Genomic DNA, 17,262 nt, shown 5'->3' on the forward strand with positions numbered 1-17,262 from the left:
ATCTCGAAGCCTAGCCCGGTGAGTTGATTCGTCAACTCGGCGTAGGATGCCCCCATGGCACCGCAGCCGCTGACCGCACGCGAACTCCGCGCCTGGAGGACGTCCTTCCGGATGCTGGAGCTGCTCAGGACCCGGCTCGAACAGCAACTCCAGGCCAGCAGCGGTCTGTCCAACGCCGACTACACCGTGCTCGCGCTGCTCTCCGAGGCGCCGGCGCGGCGGCTGCGCGCGTACGAACTCGGCCGGGCGGCCGGCTGGGAGAAGAGCCGGCTGCACCACCAGCTCACCCGGATGGGGTCGCGCGGGCTGGTCGCCCGGGAGCGGTGCGGCTCGCGCGGCATGTACGCGGTGATCACGGAGAAGGGCCTCAGCGCCCTGCGGGAGGCGGCGCCGGGGCACGCGCGGGAGGTCCGGCGGCTGTTCGTGGACCGGCTCACGGCGGAGGAACTCGACCGCTTCGCGGAACTCGCGGGCGCGATCCTCGACAACCTGGAGGAGGACGAGCCGCCGGCGACGTGAGGGGCCGGGGCGCGGGGGCTTTGGGCCAGGGGCCGGGACGGGCGGCCGGAGCGAGCGGGACGGGGCACCCCTGGCGCGGTGTCCGGGGCCGGACCGTGGCGGGGCGCGGCGGAGTGTTGGGTCTGGGCGGCCCCGTAGCAGCGGATCGTTGTCGGTGGGGCGGCCTACCCTGGGGCGGGAGTGCGGGGAAGGTCGGGTGCGGTCAGTTCGGGTCCCGGCCGGTCAAGTCAGCTCGGCCCGCCCCTCAGACCAGGCGGCGGGCGTCCGACTTGTGGATACGGGCGAACACCAGCGTCAGCACCGCCCCGCCCACCGTCCACGCCGCGATCACCAGCAGCGGCCCCGTCATCGCCCGCCCGTCGAAGTACGCGATCGACCGCGCCGTCCACGTCCCCGCCCCCGGGATCAGCGCGGGGCCGATCTCCCGCCAGAACGGCGGCAGCAGCGGATACGGGTACGCCCCGCCGGCGCTCGGGTTGCCCGCGATGACGATCACCAGCACCGTCATCCCGATCCCGAGGATCCCCAGCATCGCCTGGAACGCGAACGTCGTCGCCCCCGCCGCACACACCACCAGCGCCCCCAGCGCCGCAAGACCCAGCACGCTGCCCGGCAGCGCCCCCAGCACCGGCCCGATCACCACCGCGCCCAGCACCCCCAGCGCGATCGCGTACAGCACCAGCACCCCCAGCCGGATCACCGCCCGCCGTGTGTCCGCCGGGCGCGCCCCGTAGCTGACGGCGAGGATCGCCGCGCACAGGTACCCGCCGACGCACCACCCCACCACCAGGTAGAACGACGACAGCCCCCGCGTGTCCTCCGGGTCCGCCGGCGCCACGTCCACCGTCCGTACGTCCCGGCCCTGCGCCCGCTCCGCCGCCGTCACGACCTTCCGTACCGCGTCCGACAGCGACTGCCCGCCGCCGCTCGCGACCAGCAGCAGGTCCGTCGACCCCCGCGGGCCGACGACCAGCGCGCCGTCCAGCCTGCGGTCCCTGATCCGGTCCACCGCCGCGTCCCGTGACGCCGTCGCCCGCGCCGACAGCGGCGAGCCCGGCAGCCCGTTCAGCCCGTCGACCAGCTTCCCCCGCACCTGCGCCGGGGCGACCACCCCGACCGGTACGTCCTTCGGCTTCGGCGAGTGGAAGGCACCCGCGTACGAGGTGATGAACAGCACCCCCAGCGCCAGCACCCCCAGCAACAGCACCGCCGACCGCGGCGTCACCGCGTCCTTCACCTGATGCCGGAAACCCTCCCCGCCCCCCGGACCAGCGCCCCCGGGCACCCCGCCGTCAGCCGCCCCGCTGCCACCCAGGCCGTCCCCGTTGTCCAGACGCATGCCCCCAGCCTCCGCGACACCCCCCGCCCCCGCACCGCGGATACACCCGAACGAGCCGCGCCCCCCCCTCACGGCATCACCGCAAGCACCAGATACGCCGCGAACAGCGCCAGATGCACCCCGCCCTGCTGCAGCGTCGCCCGCCCGTGCGTCACCGTCAGCGTCCCCACCAGCACCGTCATCGTCAGCAGCACCAACTGACTACTCCCCAGCCCCAGGTGCAGCGGCCCCGCCAGCCAGATCGACGCGATCGCCACCGTCGGGATCGTCAGCCCGATGCTCGCGATCGCCGACCCGTACGCCAGGTTCAGGCTCGTCTGCACCCGGTCCCGGCCCGCCTCCCGCACCGCCGCGATCGACTCCGGCAGCAGCACCAGCAGCGCGATCGCCGCACCCACCGCGGAGCGCGGCAGTCCCGCCGCGTCCAGCCCGTCCTCGATCGCGGGCGACACCCCCTTCGCCAGCCCCACCACACACACCAGCGCCAGCAGCAGCAGCCCCAGACCCAGCCACGCCGTACGCTTCGACGGCCGGTGCGCCGGGTCGTCCAGGTCGTCGATCACCTCGCCGCCCGGCGTCACCGGCAGGAACTTCTCCCGGTGCCGCACCGTCTGCGTCGCCACGAAGATCCCGTACAGCGCGATCGACGCCAGCGCCGCGAACGCCAACTGCGGCGTCGCGAACACCGGCCCCGGCTCGCTCGTCGTGAACGTCGGCAGCACCAGACTCAGCCCCGCCAGCGTCGTCACCGTCGCCAACTGCGTCCCCGTACCCTCCGCGCTGAAGAACGCCTCCCCGCGGCGCAGCGCGACCAGCAGCAGACTGATGCCGACGATGCCGTTGCACGTGATCATCACCGCGGCGAACACCGTGTCCCGGGCCAGCGCGCTCGACTTCTCGCCCCCGTCGACCATCATCGTGACGATCAGCGCCACCTCGATGACCGTCACCGCCACCGCCAGCACCAGCGCCCCGTACGGCTGCCCGGTCCGCTCCGCGACCACCTCCGCGTGATGCACGGCTGCCAGCACCGCGGCGATGAGGAAGAAGGAGACGACGCCCGTCAGGACGCCCGAGAGCGAACGCTGCCACGTGAAGACCAGCACCACCGCGGCCGCCGGCGGCACGACGACCGACCAGTGGATGCGCCGGGAAGCCGTGCGGACGGTCATGTTCCGACACTGGCACGCGGCTCGCGCCCCTGCTCATCATGCGCGGCCGGACGGCGTTCCCGTACGCCCCCGGCGTTCCCGTACGCCCCCGGCGTTCCCGTACGCTCCGGGCGCTCCCGCGCGTACGCCCCGGGGCCCCTACGCCCCCGCCGCCGCCAGCCGGTGCTCCTGCGGGCTCACCCCGTGCACCCGCTTGAACGCCGTACTCAGCGCAAACGGACTCCCATACCCCACCCGCCGCGCCACCGCACCCACCGTCGCCTCCGGCTCCCGCAGCAGATCCGCCGCCAACGCCAGCCGCCACCCCGTCAGATACGTCATCGGCGGCTCCCCCACCAACTCCGCGAACCGCCGCGCCAGCGCCGCCCGCGATACCCCCGCCCGCACCGCCAGCTCCGCCACCGTCCACGGATGCGCCGGATTGTTGTGCAGCAGCTTCAGCGCCCGCCCCACCACCGGATCCCCCTGCGCCCGGTACCAGCCGGGCGCCCGCGCCTCCGGCCGCGCGAACCACGCCCGCAGCGCCGCCACCACCAGCAGATCCAGCAGCCGGTCCAGCACCACCCGCTGCGCAGGACCGTTCCGCCCGATCTCCTCCTCCAGCACCGGCAGCACCGGGCAGTCGCACATCTCCTTCGTCACCACCACCAGCCGCGGCAGCGCATCCAGCAGCCGCGCACCGATCTCGCCGGTGTTCTCGTACGACCCGATGAGCATCCGCGCCGAACCGCCGCCACTGTGCGTCCACGTCCGCACATCCGCATCCAGCTCGTCCGCCAGACTCCGCCCGTCCGGCGTCTCACAGCGCCCGCCCGCGTGGATCAGCGCCTGCGGCTCCGTCGCCGGGTCGTCCGAGAAGACATACGGATCCGGGCCGCGCATGATCGCGATCTCGCCCTCCCCCACCCGCACCGGCTCCGCATCGTCATACGTCACCCACGCCGTACCGCTCGCCAGCGCCACGATCGACAACGGCGCCCGGTCCACCACCCGCACCGACCACGGCGGCTCCAGCAGCGCACGGATCATCAACGCGCCGTGCGCCCGCGGACTGTCCAGAAGACCGGCAATCGAATCCATACCCGCCAGCGTAGACGCTCACGTATGCCGACGAGCCTTTGAACCATGGAGCGTCCAGCCGCACGCCGCTTCACTGGCCATATGACAACCAACGAGCAGCACACCCACCTCGTCATCGGCGGCACCGGCAAGACCGGCCGCCACGTCACCGAGACCCTCACCGCCCGTGGCCACGCCGTACGCGCCGTCTCCCGCCGCAGCGACACCCCCTTCGACTGGCACGCCCCCGACACCTGGACCCCCGCCCTCCGCGGCGTCCGTACCGCCTACCTCACCTACGCCCCCGACCTCGCCGACCCCGCCGCCGCCCCCGCCATCCGCGCCTTCACCGAGACAGCCGTACGCGCCGGCGTCCAGCGCCTCGTCCTCCTCTCCGGCCGCGGCGAACCCGAATGCCACCCCAGCGAGGACGCCGTCAAGGAATCCGGCGCCCAGTGGACCATCGTCCGCTGCGCCTGGTTCATGCAGAACTTCGACGAGGACTTCCTCCTGGAACCCGTACTCTCCGGCGAACTCATCCTCCCCGCCGCCGACGTCCCCGAGCCTTTCCTCGACACCCGCGACATCGCCGACGTCGTGGTCGCGGCCCTCACCGAAGACGGGCACAGTGGGATCACGTACGAACTGAGCGGGCCCCGGCTGCTCACGTTCGGCGAAGCCGTCGCCGAGATCAGCAAGGCCACGGACCGGGACGTACGCTACGTGCCCGTCACCCCCGGACAATTCCGCGAGGTCGCCGCGGCACACCTGGCACCCGAGCTCGTCGAGATCTTCGTCGAACTCTTCACCCGCATACTCGACGGCCGCAACGCCCACCTCACCGACGGCGTCCAGAAGGCCCTCGGACGCGCCCCCCGCGACTTCACCGACTTCGTGCGCGAAGCGGCCGGGAGAGGAGCCTGGAATGTCTGACTTCCGCACCGCCGCGCTGTTCGCGGCCGTCCTCACCACGGGACTGAGCGCCGGCCTCTTCTACGTCTGGTCGTACTCGGTGATGCCGGGCCTCGCCCGCGCCTCCGACCGCACCTTCGCCGAGAGCTTCCAGCAGATGAACCGGGCCATGATGAACGGCTGGTTCGCCCTCACCTTCGGCGGCGCCTTCGTGCTCCTCCTGCTGGCCGGCGGACTGCTCCTCGGCGCCGACGGCGACCAGCGGTCCAAGCCGCTGCCGTGGCTCATCGCCGCGCTCGTCCTCTACGTCGCCATGCTGGCCATCACCTTCGCCATCAACGTGCCGATGAACAACGAACTCGACGCCGCCGGCGCCGTCGACCAGATCAAGGACCTGGCCGGGCTGCGCGAGCGGGTGGAGGACAGGTGGGTGCGCTGGAACAACGTCCGCTCCGTCGTCATGGTGCTCTCCTTCGGCAGCGTGAGCTGGGCGCTGCTGCAGTACGGACGCGCCACCGGCAAGGGATAGCCGGGTGGCGGGACGAGGCCGGCACCGGGGGCACGGGGCTCCGGGGCCGGCCTTCGTCATGCGCGGGATGCGGCGTGGCGGGGTGGCGTGCGGCGGAGTGCGGTACGGAAGGGGACGTACCCGCGTACGGAAGGGGACGCACCCCCGTACACGGGAAAGCCCCCGGCGGGGCCGCCTCCGTGTGAACTGGGGAGTATCACGGGGCGGCACCCGCCGGGGGCCGGGGGGATGGATCAGGGGTGGAACGGTGCGTACGGATCAGTCCGTGGCTCAGTCGTCGGAGCCGTCGTCACCGTCGTCGTCGCTCTGGTCGTCGCTGGCGTCGTCCTTGCCGTCGTCACCGTCGTCGTCCGACTGACCGTTGTCGTCCCCGCGGTCCGCGACGATGTCACCGCTGGCGGCGTCGACGTTCACCTCGTACCACTTGCCGTCCTCGCCGAGGACCTCGATCTCCCACTTGCTGGCCTCGCTCTTGCCGTCGTCGTCCGCGGCGTCGAACTCGGCGGAACCCACCGTCCCCGCGTGCTCCTGCAGCGCCGCCGCGATCGCGTCGTCCACGCTCACCTTCGCCGCGGCGAGCGCCTCCGCCTCGGCCCGGTCGTCGTCCTTGCCGTCGTCCTTGCCATCGTCGTCCCGGTCGTCCTTGCCGTCGTCGCTGCCGTCGTCCTTGCCGTTGTCGTCGCCCACCTGCACGTCCGCCGGCACCGAGGCGGCGTCCGCCCCGCTGTCGCCGCCGTTCGAGGCCGCGACCGCGGTCACCGTGCCGCCGGTGATCAGAGCGGCCGACGCGACGGCGGCGATGACGATGTTGCGCTTCATGAGGATTCCTCCTGCTGTCGACGGCCCGTGCCGCTGTCTGCTGACAGGGACCAAGCTGCCTGAGCGACCCTGAAGGCATCCTGAAGGCACCTGAACGGTTCTTCAGGTTCGGTTTGCGACCCTTAGGGGCATGCGACTGCTGATCGTCGAGGACGAGCGACGCCTCGCCACCTCCCTCGCCCGCGGGCTCGCCGCCGAGGGCTTCGCCGTGGACGTCGTCCACGACGGCGTCGAGGGCCTCCACCGGGCCACCGAGACCGACTACGACCTCATCGTCCTCGACATCATGCTCCCCGGCCTGAACGGCTACCGCGTCTGCGCCGCCCTCCGCGCCGCAGGCGACGAGACCCCGATCCTCATGCTCACCGCCAAAGACGGCGAATACGACGAAGCCGAGGGCCTCGACACCGGCGCCGACGACTACCTCACCAAGCCCTTCAGCTACGTCGTCCTCCTCGCCCGCGTACGCGCCCTCCTGCGCCGCCGCGGCCGCACCGCCGCCCCCGTCCTGCGCGTCGGCGCCCTCGCCGTCGACCCCGCCGCGCGCCGGGTCCACGTCGGGGACACCGAGGTGACGCTGACGACCAAGGAGTTCGCGGTCCTCGAAGTGCTCGCCCAGCGCGCCGGGGAGGTCGTCGCCAAGTCCGAGATCCTCGACCACGCCTGGGACTTCGCGTACGACGGCGACCCCAACATCGTCGAGGTCTACGTCAGCGCCCTGCGCCGCAAACTCGGCGCCCGCACCATCCAGACCGTACGCGGCGCCGGCTACCGCCTCGCCGACCCCGACGCAACCGGCGGCAGCGCCCGTGCGTAGCCCCTTCTCCTCCGTACGCGCCAAGGCCGCGGTCGGCGCGACGGCCGTCGTCGCCCTGGCGCTCGTCGCCGCCGGGGTCGCCGTCCTGCTCGTACTCCGCTCCAACCTGCACGACCAGGCCGAACTGCGCGCCGAGGTCAACGCGCGCCGCATCGCGACGGAACTGAGCAACGGCATCCCGCTCGCCGACCTCGACCTCCCCGACGACAACCCCACGGTCGTACGCGACGACAGGGACCAGCTCGTGCTCGCCGGCGAGGAGCTCAGCAGCATCACCGGCGCCGGCGACGGCCCCACAGAACCGCCGTCCGCAAGCCGCACGGAGAGCCCGCCACCGCCGAGCCCTTCGCCGACACCGACACCGACACCGACACCGACGCCCACGCCCACGCCGAGGCCGACGGGGGACTCGGACGACTCCGACGACTCGGGGGACGACAACGGCGGGGACCGCGACGACGACGCGGAGGACGACGCCGATGACGCCGAGGACGCGGCGGACGACGCCGCGGACGACTCGGCCGACGACTCATCCGACTCAACCGACGACTCCGGGAACTCCGGGGACTCCGGCGACGACGACCCGGCGCCGCGCCGCGGCGAGGTCGAGGACGAACCGGAGAAGGGCACCGGCACGGCCGTACTCGACGGCGAAAGCGCCGACTACCGCTTCGCCGGCCTCAAGGTCACCTCCCCCGACGGCAAGACCTACACCGTCTGGGCCGGCGTCCCCCTCGACACCGAGCAGAACGCCGTCGGCACCGTCGGCCGCGCCATGCTCGCCGGGCTGGTGCCGCTGCTCGCCGTCGTGGCCGGGGTGACCTGGCTGGTCACGCGGCGTGCGCTGCGCCCAGTCGAGGGCATCCGCGGCGAGATGGCCGCGATCACCGCCTCCACGGACCTCTCCCGCCGGGTGCCGGAGCCCGCCACCCACGACGAGGTCGCCCGGCTGGCCCGTACCACCAACGAGACCCTGACCGCGCTGCAGGAGTCCGTCGAACGCCAGCGCCGCTTCGTCGCCGACGCCTCCCACGAGCTGCGCAGCCCCATCGCCTCGCTCCGCACCCAACTGGAGGTCGCCGCCGCCCACCCCGAACTCCTCGACCTGGACGGCGCGGTGGCGGACACCGTACGGCTCCAGCACCTCGCCGCCGACCTGCTGCTGCTGGCCCGGCTGGACGCCGGGGAGGAGCCTTTGGGCAAGCCGGTCGCGCTGGGCGCGCTGGTGCGGGAGACTGTGGAACGCCGCACCGCCGAGGGCCAGGAAAGCGCTGGTCCGGGGCGCGGGGTGGCGGTCGTGACCGGGGAACTGGCGGACCCGACGGTGGCCGGCTCACGCAGCCAACTGGAGCGCGTCCTCGGCAACCTGCTGAACAACGCGGTACGCCACGCCGCCGGCCGGGTCGACGTGAGCGTGCGCCGCGAGGCGGCGTGGGCGGTGCTGGAGGTCGCGGACGACGGCGCGGGCGTGCCGCCGGCGGACCGGGAGCGGATCTTCGAGCGGTTCGTCCGCCTCGACGACGCCCGCAGTCGCGACGAGGGCGGCGCGGGCCTGGGCCTGGCGATCGTCCGGGACGTGGTCGTACGCCACGGGGGGACGATCGGCGTCGGCGAGGCGGCGGGCGGCGGGGCGCTGTTCACCGTACGGCTGCCGCTCAGCGGATCGACGGCGGACGGCGACTGACGACCGATGACTGACGACCGATGACTGACGACTCAGGGGTAACGGCCCACGGGTAACGACTAACGGCTGACAGATTTCAAAGTCTGTCAGCCGTTAGTCGTCAGGTGTCACACGTCAACCAGCCGCACCGGGCGCCGAATTCGTGCAAACCTTCCGCGCCCCGGCTGCGTCTTCTCCAGTGCACCGGCCGGTGTCCGCCCGTACGCGCCGGCCGGTGCTCCGCTCCGCCCCGCGGGTCAGGCCCGCAGGCGCGCCATCCACGCCTCGACCTCGTCCGCCTGCCGCGGCAGCCCGTCCGACAGGTTCCGGCAGCCGTCCTCCGTCACCAGGATGTCGTCCTCGATCCGCACGCCGATGCCCCGGTACTCCTCCGGCACCGTCAGGTCGTCCGCCTGGAAGTACAGCCCCGGCTCCACCGTCAGGCACATCCCCGCCCGCAGCGTGCCGCCCACGTACTCCTCCGTGCGGGCCGCGGCGCAGTCGTGGACGTCGATGCCGAGCATGTGCCCCGTGCCGTGCAGCGTCCAGCGCCGCTGGAGCCCCAGCTCCAGCACCTTGTCCACGTCCTCGACCTGGAGCAGCCCCCACTCGATGAGCTTCGCCGCCAGCACCCGCTGCGACGCGTCGTGGAAGTCGCGGTACGCCGCGCCCGGCCGGACGGCGGCGATGCCCGCCTCCTGCGCCTCGTACACGGCCTCGTAGATCCGCCGCTGCAGCGGCGTGTACGTGCCGTCGATGGGGAGGGTGCGGGTGACGTCGGCGGTGTAGAGGTTGCGGGTCTCCACCCCGGCGTCGAGCAGGAGCAGCTCGTCGGAGCGGACGGCGCCGTCGTTGCGTACCCAGTGCAGCGTCGTGGCGTTCGGGCCGGAGGCGCAGATGGAGCTGTAGCCGACGTCGTTGCCCTCGACGCGCGCGCGGAGGAAGAACGTGCCCTCGATGTACCGCTCGCTGGTGGCCTCGGCCCGGTCGAGGATCTTCACGACGTCCTCGAAGCCGCGCGCGGTCGACTCGCAGGCGTACTCCAGCTCCGCGATCTCGAACTCGTCCTTGACGAGCCGCATCTCGGAGAGGAAGACGCGGAACTCCTCGTCCCGCTCGCCGGTGACCTTGTCGTCGAGCGCCTTGTCGACGGCGGCGTCGTAGCCGCGCAGCAGCCGTACGGGGCCGGTGGCCTCCGCCAGGTGCTCGGTCAGCTTGCGGACGTCCTTGACGGGGAGGCCGAGCAGCTTCGCGTTCTCGGTGAGGCTGTTGCGCCGGCCGACCCACAGTTCGCCCTGGCCGGAGAGCCAGAACTCGCCGTTGGTGCGGTCGGAGCGCGGCAGCAGGTACGCGGTCGCCTCGTGTCCCGGAGTGCCGTCGCGGGTGGTGACGGGTTCCAGGACGAGCACGCCGTCCTCGGTCTGGTCGCCGGTGAGGTAGGCGTAGTCGGAGGAGGGCCGGAAGGGGTATTCGGTGTCGTTGGCCCGGACCTTGAGGTTGCCGGCGGGGATGACGAGGCGTTCGCCGGGGAAGCGCGCGGAGAGCGCGGCGCGGCGTTCCGCGGCGTACGGGGCCTGGGGGAGGGGCTGGAGGCCGTGGCGTTCGGTGTCGGCCCAGCCGGACTTCATGTTCTCGGCGAGTTCGTCGGAGAGGGCCCCGTAGAGGCCGTTCTTGCGCTGCTTGACGGGCTTCTCCTCGGTGTCCTCCGCCTCGGTGCCTTCCGCGCCCTCGGCGCCTCCCGCGGTCGCTCCGGGCGCGGTCTCCGCGGTCTCCGCGGGTACCGCGGTCTCCGCGGTCTCGGGCGTCCGGGTCTGCGGCTGCTCCTGGGTCACGGCTTCCTCCTCTGCGATGCGTCGGCCGCTCCCAGCGTACGGCCGGGGGCGCGCCGCGAAGACCCCGCGAGCAGTGACGTCTCGAACGACGCGGCCCGCCGGCCGGCCGATGGGCGGTCAGCCGGTGAGCTGTACGGCGAGCAGGACGACGTCCTCCGGGTGGTCGGCCCCGTCGTGGGGGCCGGGGGGCAGCAGCCGGGCGAGGACGTGGTCGGTGAGCGCTTCGGGGTCGTCGCGTACGGGCGCGGGGGCGGTGGCGGCGGCGTGGTGGAGGCGGGTCATGGCCTGGTCGGTGGGCCGGCCGGTGCGGTGGAGGAGGCCGTCGGTGTAGAGAAGGACGGTTTCTCCTGGCGCCGGGTCGATGGTGACGCTGGGCGCTTCCCAGCAGGTGAGCATGCCCAGCGGCGCGGACAGGGTGGTCTCGGCGTACTCGGTGCGCCAGGGGCCCGTGACGAGCGGCGGGCAGTGTCCGGCGCCGGCGACGACGATGCTGCGGCGGCCGGGCGGCGCGTAGGCGAAGAGGGCGGTGGCGCGGCGGCCGGGTTCGGTGAGCCGCATGAGGAGTTCGAGGTCGGAGAGGACGGCGACGGGGTCTTCGCCTTCCATGACGGCGTACGCGCGCAGCCCGGCCCGCAACTGGCCCATGGCGGCGACGGCGGCGGGTCCGCCGCCGCCCGCGGAGCCGACGGCGAGGCCGAGGGCGCCGTCGGGGAGGGGGAGGACGTCGTAGAAGTCGCCGCCGCCGAGGGGTCCGGTGCGGTGCCGGACGGCGACGCGGGCGCCGGGGACGCGGGGGAGCCGGGCGGGGAGCAGGGCGGCGCGGACGCCGTCGGCGGCGGTGCGGGCGCGGGCGAGGTCGAGGAGCCGGGCGAGGTGGTCGCCGGCGCGGCGGGCGTAGAGGCCGGCGATGCGGCGCTGCCGGTCGGTGGGGCGGGCGGGCCCGTCGTAGAGCCACTCGACGGCGCCGAGGAGGGCGGCGGGCGCGGCGGGCACGGGGGGCACGGGGGCGGGGTGGGCGCCGGTGCGGTAGGGGGGCGGGCCGGCTGGTCCGGGTCCCGGTGTCTCCGGGTGTACGGGTCCCGGGGTGCCCCCGGGCTGTCCCGGCAGCGGCTGCCCGGCGTGCGGGTGGGGGTGCGGGTGCGGCAGGCCCGGCGCCGGGTGCCCGGGGGCGGGTGGCCGGGGGGCCGCGGGCCCGTGGTCGGGGTGCACGGCGTCGTCGGGTTGCGCGGGTCCGGGCGCCGCGGGTTCCTGCGGCCCGTAGCCGGCGTGCCCCGCCCCCGGATGCCCCGCCCCGCCGTGCCCCGCCCCCGGATGCCCCGCCCCGCCGTGCCCCGCCCCCGGGGGTGTCCGCTGTCCGGTTCCCGTCTGGCCCGGTTGTGCCATACCGCCCTGGTCCGGCTGTCCCGGCCCCGGGTGTCCCCGTCCCGCCGCCGCGCCGCCCGCAGGACCTCCGTCTCCCCCGGTCCCCGCCGTGCCCGGTGCCCCCGCGGCCGTCACGGCTCCCGCCGCCGCCCCCGCCCCGGTGCCCGTGGCCGCGAGCGGTACCGCGTAGCCCGCCCCGTAGCCGAGGCGCATGGCGACGTCGCGGTGGCGGGGGTGGAGGTCGGGTTCGGCGGCGAGGTCGGGGCGGCAGACGTCGGCGGGGCGGGTGGCGGCGGGGGCGTCGAGGATGCGCCCGTACGACGTGGACGCGCGTGGCACGGTCTCCATGGTGCCCAGTTCCGCGGCGCCGATGCCGTAGCCGACGCGGGCGTCGGGTCCGCGGCCGTCGGCGGGTTGCAGGACGGCGAACCCCCGGCGCGCGCCGAGGAGTTCCGCGCCGGCGCGCAGGATCTCGTGGAGCGCCTGTTCCAACTCCGTGGTGCGGGCGAGGCGTCCGGTCAGTTCGTGGAGTGCGGTGAGGTCGCCGGCCCAGGCGGAGAGGCGGTCGTACGAGGCCGCGGGGGACTCGGCGGGGTGTGCGATCGCGGGTCGCAGCAGTCGCTGTAGCTCAATTCCGGCCACATTCGGGAAGGGTGGGGTGCTCACCGTCGGCGGCTTTCGCGCAGGGGTTCCGCACCCGCGGCCGGCGTTCCGGCGCGGCCCGTCCGTACGGGCCTGACCGGCACAGGCATCGCGCTCAACAGCATTGCAGACCCCCATCTCATGCTGTACCACTCGCAATAGATCCACATTTACACGGACTGGTGATGCGATGTCCAGTGTTGTCGGCCCGGGCATGGTGGTGTCCGCGGGGCATCTGAGTTTGGCTGAAAACCGATGGGTGCTCTGTTCAACTGCGGTCGACTGGATTTCGACACGGAGGTCCCCACACAAGCCGGCAACGGCAGGAACCCGCCCGGGCGGCAGTGCGTCCTACTGAACAGAGTCCGGGCCCCGCCGACGCGTGGCGCGCCATCGCACGACCGACGCACGCACCGACGCACCGAAGCAGCGCACCGATGCAGCACAGACACCGCACCGAGACCGCAGTGACTGTATGACCCTCGCAAGGTGAATCGGCCAGCAGACCCTGGTGCCACGGAAGGATGAGCGCTTATGCGCGAATATCCCGGAAAGCGGCGCAGGCGTAACGGGCAGCGGGCGCTGCCGGACGCGGCGCTGACGTTCGCTTCGCAGTGGCAGTGGCCCGTCGTACCCGGAGCGGGCCTGGAACCGCAGCGGCGCAGCCGCCGGGACCGGACGCAGGACAGGACACAGGAGACGACCGCGCAGCCGCGTGACCGCGGCTGCGCGTGCCCCTATGCGGAGTGCGCCGCACCCGGCGCGCATCCCTACGATCCCGGTGTGCTCGCCGCGACGACGGATCCGCGCATGGTGCGCTGGTGGTGGGAGCGGGAGCCGGACGCGCCGGTGCTGCTCGCCACCGGCGGCCGCGCGCCGAGCGCGGTGAGCCTGCCCGCGGTGACCGCGGCGCGGGCGCTGGCGCGGCTGGACCGGCTCGGTGTGCGTACGGGCCCGGTGGTGGCCACGCCGGAGCGCTGGGCGCTGCTGGTGGCCGGCTACGGCTACGAGGAGCTGGGCGAGTTGCTCGGCGAGCACGGCTGGGTGCCGGCGTCGCTGGCCTTCCACGGCGAGGGCGGCTATCTGGCGCTGCCGCCGTCGCAGACGGGCGCGGGCCGGGTCCGCTGGGAGCGGGCGCCGCGGCCGGGGCCGGACGGCGGTGCGCCGTGGCTGCCGCCGGTGGCGTCGGTGGTCGACGTGCTGGTGGCGGCGGTGGCTGCGGCTCCGGGCGGCGGCAGCAGGTTCGTCGGCTGAACGGGCGCGCGTCCGCGGGGCCCGGCGGGGCGTAGGAGCAGTGGAGCGGTGCGTACGGGCAGGCATGCCGCAAGGCGGTCCGTACGCACCGTCTGCTTGCCTGCCCCGCGCCGCCGAAATGGCGGTCTTCCCCTGCCTTCAGGGCTTCGCGGCGCGGTGGGAAAAGGCCGTGCGCCGTCCCGTGTCCTGGCATGTAAAGACCCGGCCGCTGGCGACGGGGGATGCACCAGCGACCGGGCTACAAGCGACGGTAACAACTCTTTGGCGTTTCGCAAATTCGAACGTCGTAATTCCCGTCAAATGATGGACACGTCATACCGCACGGTATGCAGGTGATCAGCTCAGCGTCACCTGGCGGTTGGCGAGTCCGCCGCGGGCCTTGCGCTCCGTGCCCGTCAGGGGCTCGGTGACGGCCAGCGCCTCCGCCAGCCGCTCCCCGAACTCCGCGGCGGGCTTCTCGCAGTCCTCCGCGGTCATCGACGACGGCAGGTCCCACACCGGCACCACGAGCCCGTGCGCGCGGAACGAGCCGACGAGGCGGGTGTCCTCCGCGAGCTGGGAGTGGCCGGCGGCGTGCAGCCGGGCGAGGGCGTCGAGGAGCTTCTCCTCGGGGTGGGGCATGACCCACCGCAGGTGGTTCTTCTCCGGCGCCTCGCACCAGTACGCGGCCTCGACGCCGTCGAGGCGGGCGGTGGGGATGGCGGCGGCGTTGGCGCGCTCCAGGGAGGCGGCGACCTCGCCGGACGCCGACGCGGCGTCGTCCAGCCAGAACTCGAACCCGTCGTGCACCACGGGCCGCAGGGCCGCGGAGGTGTCGAGGAGGTCCTGGAGCCGCGGGCCTTCGCCGGTGCCGGTGGGGGCGGCGGGTTCGACGGGGTTGCCGGGGGTGGCGGTCAGCGCGCGGGTGAGGACGTCGGCGAGGTCGCGGCTGATGTCGCCGGAGGCGGTGTCGTTCTGCAGCCCGAGGAGCACCGTGCCGTCGTCGCGGCGCAGCGCGGGCCAGGCCATGGGCAGCACGGTGGCGAGGGTGAGCGACGGCACGTCGCCGGGGAGGCCGGCGGCGAGGGTGAGTTCCGCGGTGCCGGCGGGGACGAGTTCGCGCAGCGCCACCCAGTCGCACTCGCCGGGCAGTCCCTCGAAGGGCCGGCGGACCAGCTCGGTGACGGCCTGCGCGGCGGCGCGGCCGTGGCATGCCTTGTACCGCCGGCCGGAGCCGCACGGGCAGGGCTCGCGGGCGCCGACGACGGGGATGTCGCCGTCGGGCACGGCGGCGGGCTGGGATGCCTTCGTACGGGGGCGGCGCTTCTTCGCCATGGCTGGAATGCTCCGTTCGGGGCGCGGACGGTGTCACGTACCGCCGGAGCCTAGTCCCAGCGCGGGGCCGCCGGGCGCACCGCCCGGGGACGGCCCGGGGGGTGGCGCAGGGCCGGTGCGGCACCGGCGCGGGATCCGGGGCGGGATCCGGCGCGGGATCCGGGGCGGGATCCGGGGCGGGATCCGGGGCGGGATCCGGGCGCGATCGGCGCGGGATCGGGGCGCGTTCAGGCGGGATCCGGGTGCGTCCGGTCCAGGACCGGCGCGGGTCCTGCTCGGGTCCGGCGCAGGGTCTGCGCCGGTTCAGCGGCCGGGCAGGGAGGCCCAGACCGTGACCTCGCCGAGGGGTCCCGCGTCGTAGCGCACGCCCCAGTCGCAGGCGAGGGAGGAGATGATGGCCAGCCCGCGGCCGCCCTTGGCGGTGACCGAGGGTGTGGCGGGAAGTGGTCGGGTGGGTCCGCCACCGTCCGTGACGGCGACGGTGACGCGGCCGTCCGGATCGATGTGCCAGTCGGCCCGTACGCGCGTGTCCGCGGTACCGGGGCCGGGGGCGGCGGGCGACTCCTCCGCGGCCTGGGCGGCGGCGGGCGCGGCGTCCGCGCCGGGCGCCGGGTCCTGGCCCCGCTCGGCGGCGGGGCGGGGGTCCGTCCGGCCGCGTACGAGCACTTCCGCGTCCGCGGTCGCCGCCGCCGTGGCCAGCGGTCTGGCGTGCCTGCACGCGTTGCTGAGCAGCTCGGACAGGACGAGCACGGCGTCGTCCACAGTCGTCTCCGCGGTGCCCCGGGCGCGCAGATCCGCGCGCAGCCGGCGGCGCGCGAGCCCCACCCCGTCCGGGCCGTGGGGAACGGCCATGGACGAAGCCGGCGCCTGCTGTGCCACCACGAACATCACCACCCCCAGCGATCTCCTCGCCCCGCAACAGGGAGTCAATGCCCCCGCGGGGTGGATCGGAAACCGGCCAACCGCCGACCGTTGATGGACTCGTTACGTAACCGAACGCAGTGCGCGCGCCGCTGTACTACGCGTAGTCATGCATCGCCGGTCGGCGGTGTGTCGTAGCCGATGCGGTCCAGTTGGGCCCGGACCTGGCGGGGGCGGTTGGTGATGACGGCCTGGACGCCCAGGCGGGCGCACAGGGCGACGTCGTCGGGTTCGTCGACGGTCCAGACGTGGACGCGGTGGCCGGCGCGGTGGAGGCGGGCGACGTAGCCGGGGTTGCCGCGGACGATGCGCACGCTCGGTCCCGCGATGCCGACGCCGCGGGGCAGCCGGCCGTCGCGGAAGCGGGGGAGGAGGAACTGCATGAGGAAGACGGTGGGGACGGCGGGCGCGGCGGCGTGGACGCGGTGCAGGGAGCGGGCGGAGAAGCTCATCACCCGGACGAGGGAGGGCTCGCCGCCGTCCTCGTGGCGGCCGGGCGCGGTAGGGGATGCCGCGCCCTTGGCGGGCGGGGCCGCCGGGCCGGCGAGGCCGAAGCGGCGGAGCAGCTCGACCAGTTTCTCCTCCACCTGGCCGGCCCAGCGGGTGGGGTGCTTGGTCTCGATGGCGAGCTCCACCCGGCGGCCGGCGTCGGTCACCAGCTCCAGCAGGCGTTCCAGGGTGAGTACCGAGGTACGTTCCCAGTCGGGCTCCTCCGGTGTCTCGCGCTGGCGCCGGCCGATCTCGTCGCGGCGGGCCTCGCGCGCCTTCCAGGAGCCGAAGTCGAGGGCGGCGAGGTCGGCGAGCTCCAAAGCGGAGACGGCGCCGCGCCCGTCGGAGGTACGGTTGACGCGCCTGTCGTGGACACAGACGAGATGGCCGTCGGCGGTGAGCCGCACGTCGCACTCCAGAGCGTCGGCGCCTTCCTCGATGGCCCTGCGGTACGCGGCGAGCGTGTGCTCCGGCGCCTCCTCGGACGCGCCCCGGTGCGCGACGACGGCGGGCGGACCCGGCTCCGTACGCCCGTACGGCCGATCCGCTGGTGCTTGGCTCACCGGCTCATCGTGCCACCCGGCGCGCCGGGTGGCCCGGCCCTCGTCTGCCACCCAGG

The 17,262-nt window shown here is 74.0% G+C and carries 14 protein-coding genes and 1 pseudogene; 6 read left to right on the forward strand and 9 right to left on the reverse strand.

Annotated features, from left to right (window positions below):
* Positions 1 to 54 precede the first annotated feature (54 nt).
* Entirely contained in the window at positions 55 to 519 is a 465-nt protein-coding gene (locus CXR04_RS18715) for a MarR family winged helix-turn-helix transcriptional regulator (protein ID WP_234380307.1), read from the forward strand.
* Positions 520 to 763: 244 nt separating this feature from the next.
* Here the strand turns inward: CXR04_RS18715 and CXR04_RS18720 are convergent, their stop codons facing one another.
* The 3 genes from CXR04_RS18720 to CXR04_RS18730 form a co-directional block, all read right to left on the reverse strand.
* Positions 764 to 1,858 carry a DUF3533 domain-containing protein gene (locus CXR04_RS18720; protein WP_234380309.1) on the reverse strand — a complete coding sequence of 365 codons (1,095 nt, stop codon included), beginning with the start codon at positions 1,856 to 1,858 and terminating at the stop codon, positions 764 to 766.
* Between the two features lie 68 nt (positions 1,859 to 1,926).
* Complete coding sequence (locus CXR04_RS18725) at positions 1,927 to 3,030, reverse strand: calcium:proton antiporter (protein WP_101423526.1); 1,104 nt, start codon at positions 3,028 to 3,030, stop codon at positions 1,927 to 1,929.
* A 138-nt stretch (positions 3,031 to 3,168) separates the two neighbouring features.
* Positions 3,169 to 4,110 (reverse strand): AraC family transcriptional regulator, encoded by a 942-nt coding sequence (locus CXR04_RS18730; RefSeq protein WP_101423527.1) that lies wholly within the window; start codon positions 4,108 to 4,110, stop codon positions 3,169 to 3,171.
* An 81-nt stretch (positions 4,111 to 4,191) separates the two neighbouring features.
* On the opposite strand from CXR04_RS18730, the gene CXR04_RS18735 reads away from it, so the two are divergent.
* Positions 4,192 to 5,022: an NmrA family NAD(P)-binding protein gene (locus tag CXR04_RS18735; protein WP_101423528.1), complete on the forward strand. Its 831-nt coding sequence runs from the start codon at positions 4,192 to 4,194 to the stop codon at positions 5,020 to 5,022.
* Positions 5,015 to 5,530, forward strand: a complete 516-nt coding sequence (locus CXR04_RS18740; RefSeq protein WP_101423529.1) for an anthrone oxygenase family protein — start codon at positions 5,015 to 5,017, stop codon at positions 5,528 to 5,530. The genes CXR04_RS18735 and CXR04_RS18740 overlap by 8 nt, the downstream gene beginning before the upstream one ends.
* Positions 5,531 to 5,800: 270 nt before the next feature.
* On the opposite strand, the gene CXR04_RS18745 is transcribed toward CXR04_RS18740, so the two are convergent.
* Complete coding sequence (locus CXR04_RS18745) at positions 5,801 to 6,349, reverse strand: PepSY domain-containing protein (RefSeq protein WP_101423530.1); 549 nt, start codon at positions 6,347 to 6,349, stop codon at positions 5,801 to 5,803.
* A gap of 130 nt (positions 6,350 to 6,479) precedes the next feature.
* Between CXR04_RS18745 and CXR04_RS18750 the strand changes: the two genes are divergently transcribed.
* Complete coding sequence (locus tag CXR04_RS18750; protein WP_101423531.1) at positions 6,480 to 7,166, forward strand: response regulator transcription factor; 687 nt, start codon at positions 6,480 to 6,482, stop codon at positions 7,164 to 7,166.
* A 493-nt stretch (positions 7,167 to 7,659) separates the two neighbouring features.
* A pseudogene (locus CXR04_RS18755) lies at positions 7,660 to 8,850 on the forward strand (sensor histidine kinase); the annotation flags it as partial.
* 236 nt (positions 8,851 to 9,086) lie between these two features.
* Here the strand turns inward: CXR04_RS18755 and CXR04_RS18760 are convergent.
* Both CXR04_RS18760 and CXR04_RS18765 read right to left on the reverse strand, forming a co-directional pair.
* Positions 9,087 to 10,661, reverse strand: a complete 1,575-nt coding sequence (locus CXR04_RS18760) for an aminopeptidase P family protein (RefSeq protein ID WP_101423533.1) — start codon at positions 10,659 to 10,661, stop codon at positions 9,087 to 9,089.
* Between the two features lie 117 nt (positions 10,662 to 10,778).
* Positions 10,779 to 12,665 carry a PP2C family protein-serine/threonine phosphatase gene (locus CXR04_RS18765; RefSeq protein WP_101423534.1) on the reverse strand — a complete coding sequence of 629 codons (1,887 nt, stop codon included), beginning with the start codon at positions 12,663 to 12,665 and terminating at the stop codon, positions 10,779 to 10,781.
* 534 nt (positions 12,666 to 13,199) lie between these two features.
* Between CXR04_RS18765 and CXR04_RS18770 the strand changes: the two genes are divergently transcribed.
* On the forward strand, positions 13,200 to 13,919 hold the full coding sequence (locus CXR04_RS18770; protein ID WP_101423535.1) for a bifunctional DNA primase/polymerase: 720 nt from the start codon (positions 13,200 to 13,202) through the stop codon (positions 13,917 to 13,919).
* 336 nt (positions 13,920 to 14,255) lie between these two features.
* On the opposite strand, the gene CXR04_RS18775 is transcribed toward CXR04_RS18770, so the two are convergent.
* From CXR04_RS18775 to CXR04_RS18785, 3 genes are all read right to left on the reverse strand, one after another.
* Entirely contained in the window at positions 14,256 to 15,233 is a 978-nt protein-coding gene (locus CXR04_RS18775; protein WP_101423536.1) for a DUF5926 family protein, read from the reverse strand.
* A 303-nt stretch (positions 15,234 to 15,536) separates the two neighbouring features.
* Entirely contained in the window at positions 15,537 to 16,127 is a 591-nt protein-coding gene (locus CXR04_RS18780) for an ATP-binding protein (RefSeq protein WP_101423537.1), read from the reverse strand.
* A 134-nt stretch (positions 16,128 to 16,261) separates the two neighbouring features.
* Positions 16,262 to 17,206: a glycerophosphodiester phosphodiesterase family protein gene (locus tag CXR04_RS18785; RefSeq protein ID WP_101423538.1), complete on the reverse strand. Its 945-nt coding sequence runs from the start codon at positions 17,204 to 17,206 to the stop codon at positions 16,262 to 16,264.
* Positions 17,207 to 17,262 lie beyond the last annotated feature (56 nt).

It is taken from the genome of Streptomyces sp. CMB-StM0423 (assembly GCF_002847285.1).
Lineage (GTDB): Bacteria > Actinomycetota > Actinomycetes > Streptomycetales > Streptomycetaceae > Streptomyces.

Bases quoted from the DNA above. Each gene is read 5' to 3' on its own strand.
- CXR04_RS18720 (WP_234380309.1), bottom strand. From the start codon at position 1,858: ATGCGTCTGGACAACGGGGACGGCCTGGGTGGCAGCGGGGCGGCTGAC.
- CXR04_RS18740 (WP_101423529.1), top strand. From the start codon at position 5,015: ATGTCTGACTTCCGCACCGCCGCGCTGTTCGCGGCCGTCCTCACCACG.
- CXR04_RS18725 (WP_101423526.1), bottom strand. From the start codon at position 3,030: ATGACCGTCCGCACGGCTTCCCGGCGCATCCACTGGTCGGTCGTCGTG.
- CXR04_RS18770 (WP_101423535.1), top strand. From the start codon at position 13,200: ATGCGCGAATATCCCGGAAAGCGGCGCAGGCGTAACGGGCAGCGGGCG.
- CXR04_RS18715 (WP_234380307.1), top strand. From the start codon at position 55: ATGGCACCGCAGCCGCTGACCGCACGCGAACTCCGCGCCTGGAGGACG.
- CXR04_RS18745 (WP_101423530.1), bottom strand. From the start codon at position 6,349: ATGAAGCGCAACATCGTCATCGCCGCCGTCGCGTCGGCCGCTCTGATC.
- CXR04_RS18750 (WP_101423531.1), top strand. From the start codon at position 6,480: ATGCGACTGCTGATCGTCGAGGACGAGCGACGCCTCGCCACCTCCCTC.
- CXR04_RS18775 (WP_101423536.1), bottom strand. From the start codon at position 15,233: ATGGCGAAGAAGCGCCGCCCCCGTACGAAGGCATCCCAGCCCGCCGCC.
- CXR04_RS18735 (WP_101423528.1), top strand. From the start codon at position 4,192: ATGACAACCAACGAGCAGCACACCCACCTCGTCATCGGCGGCACCGGC.
- CXR04_RS18730 (WP_101423527.1), bottom strand. From the start codon at position 4,110: ATGGATTCGATTGCCGGTCTTCTGGACAGTCCGCGGGCGCACGGCGCG.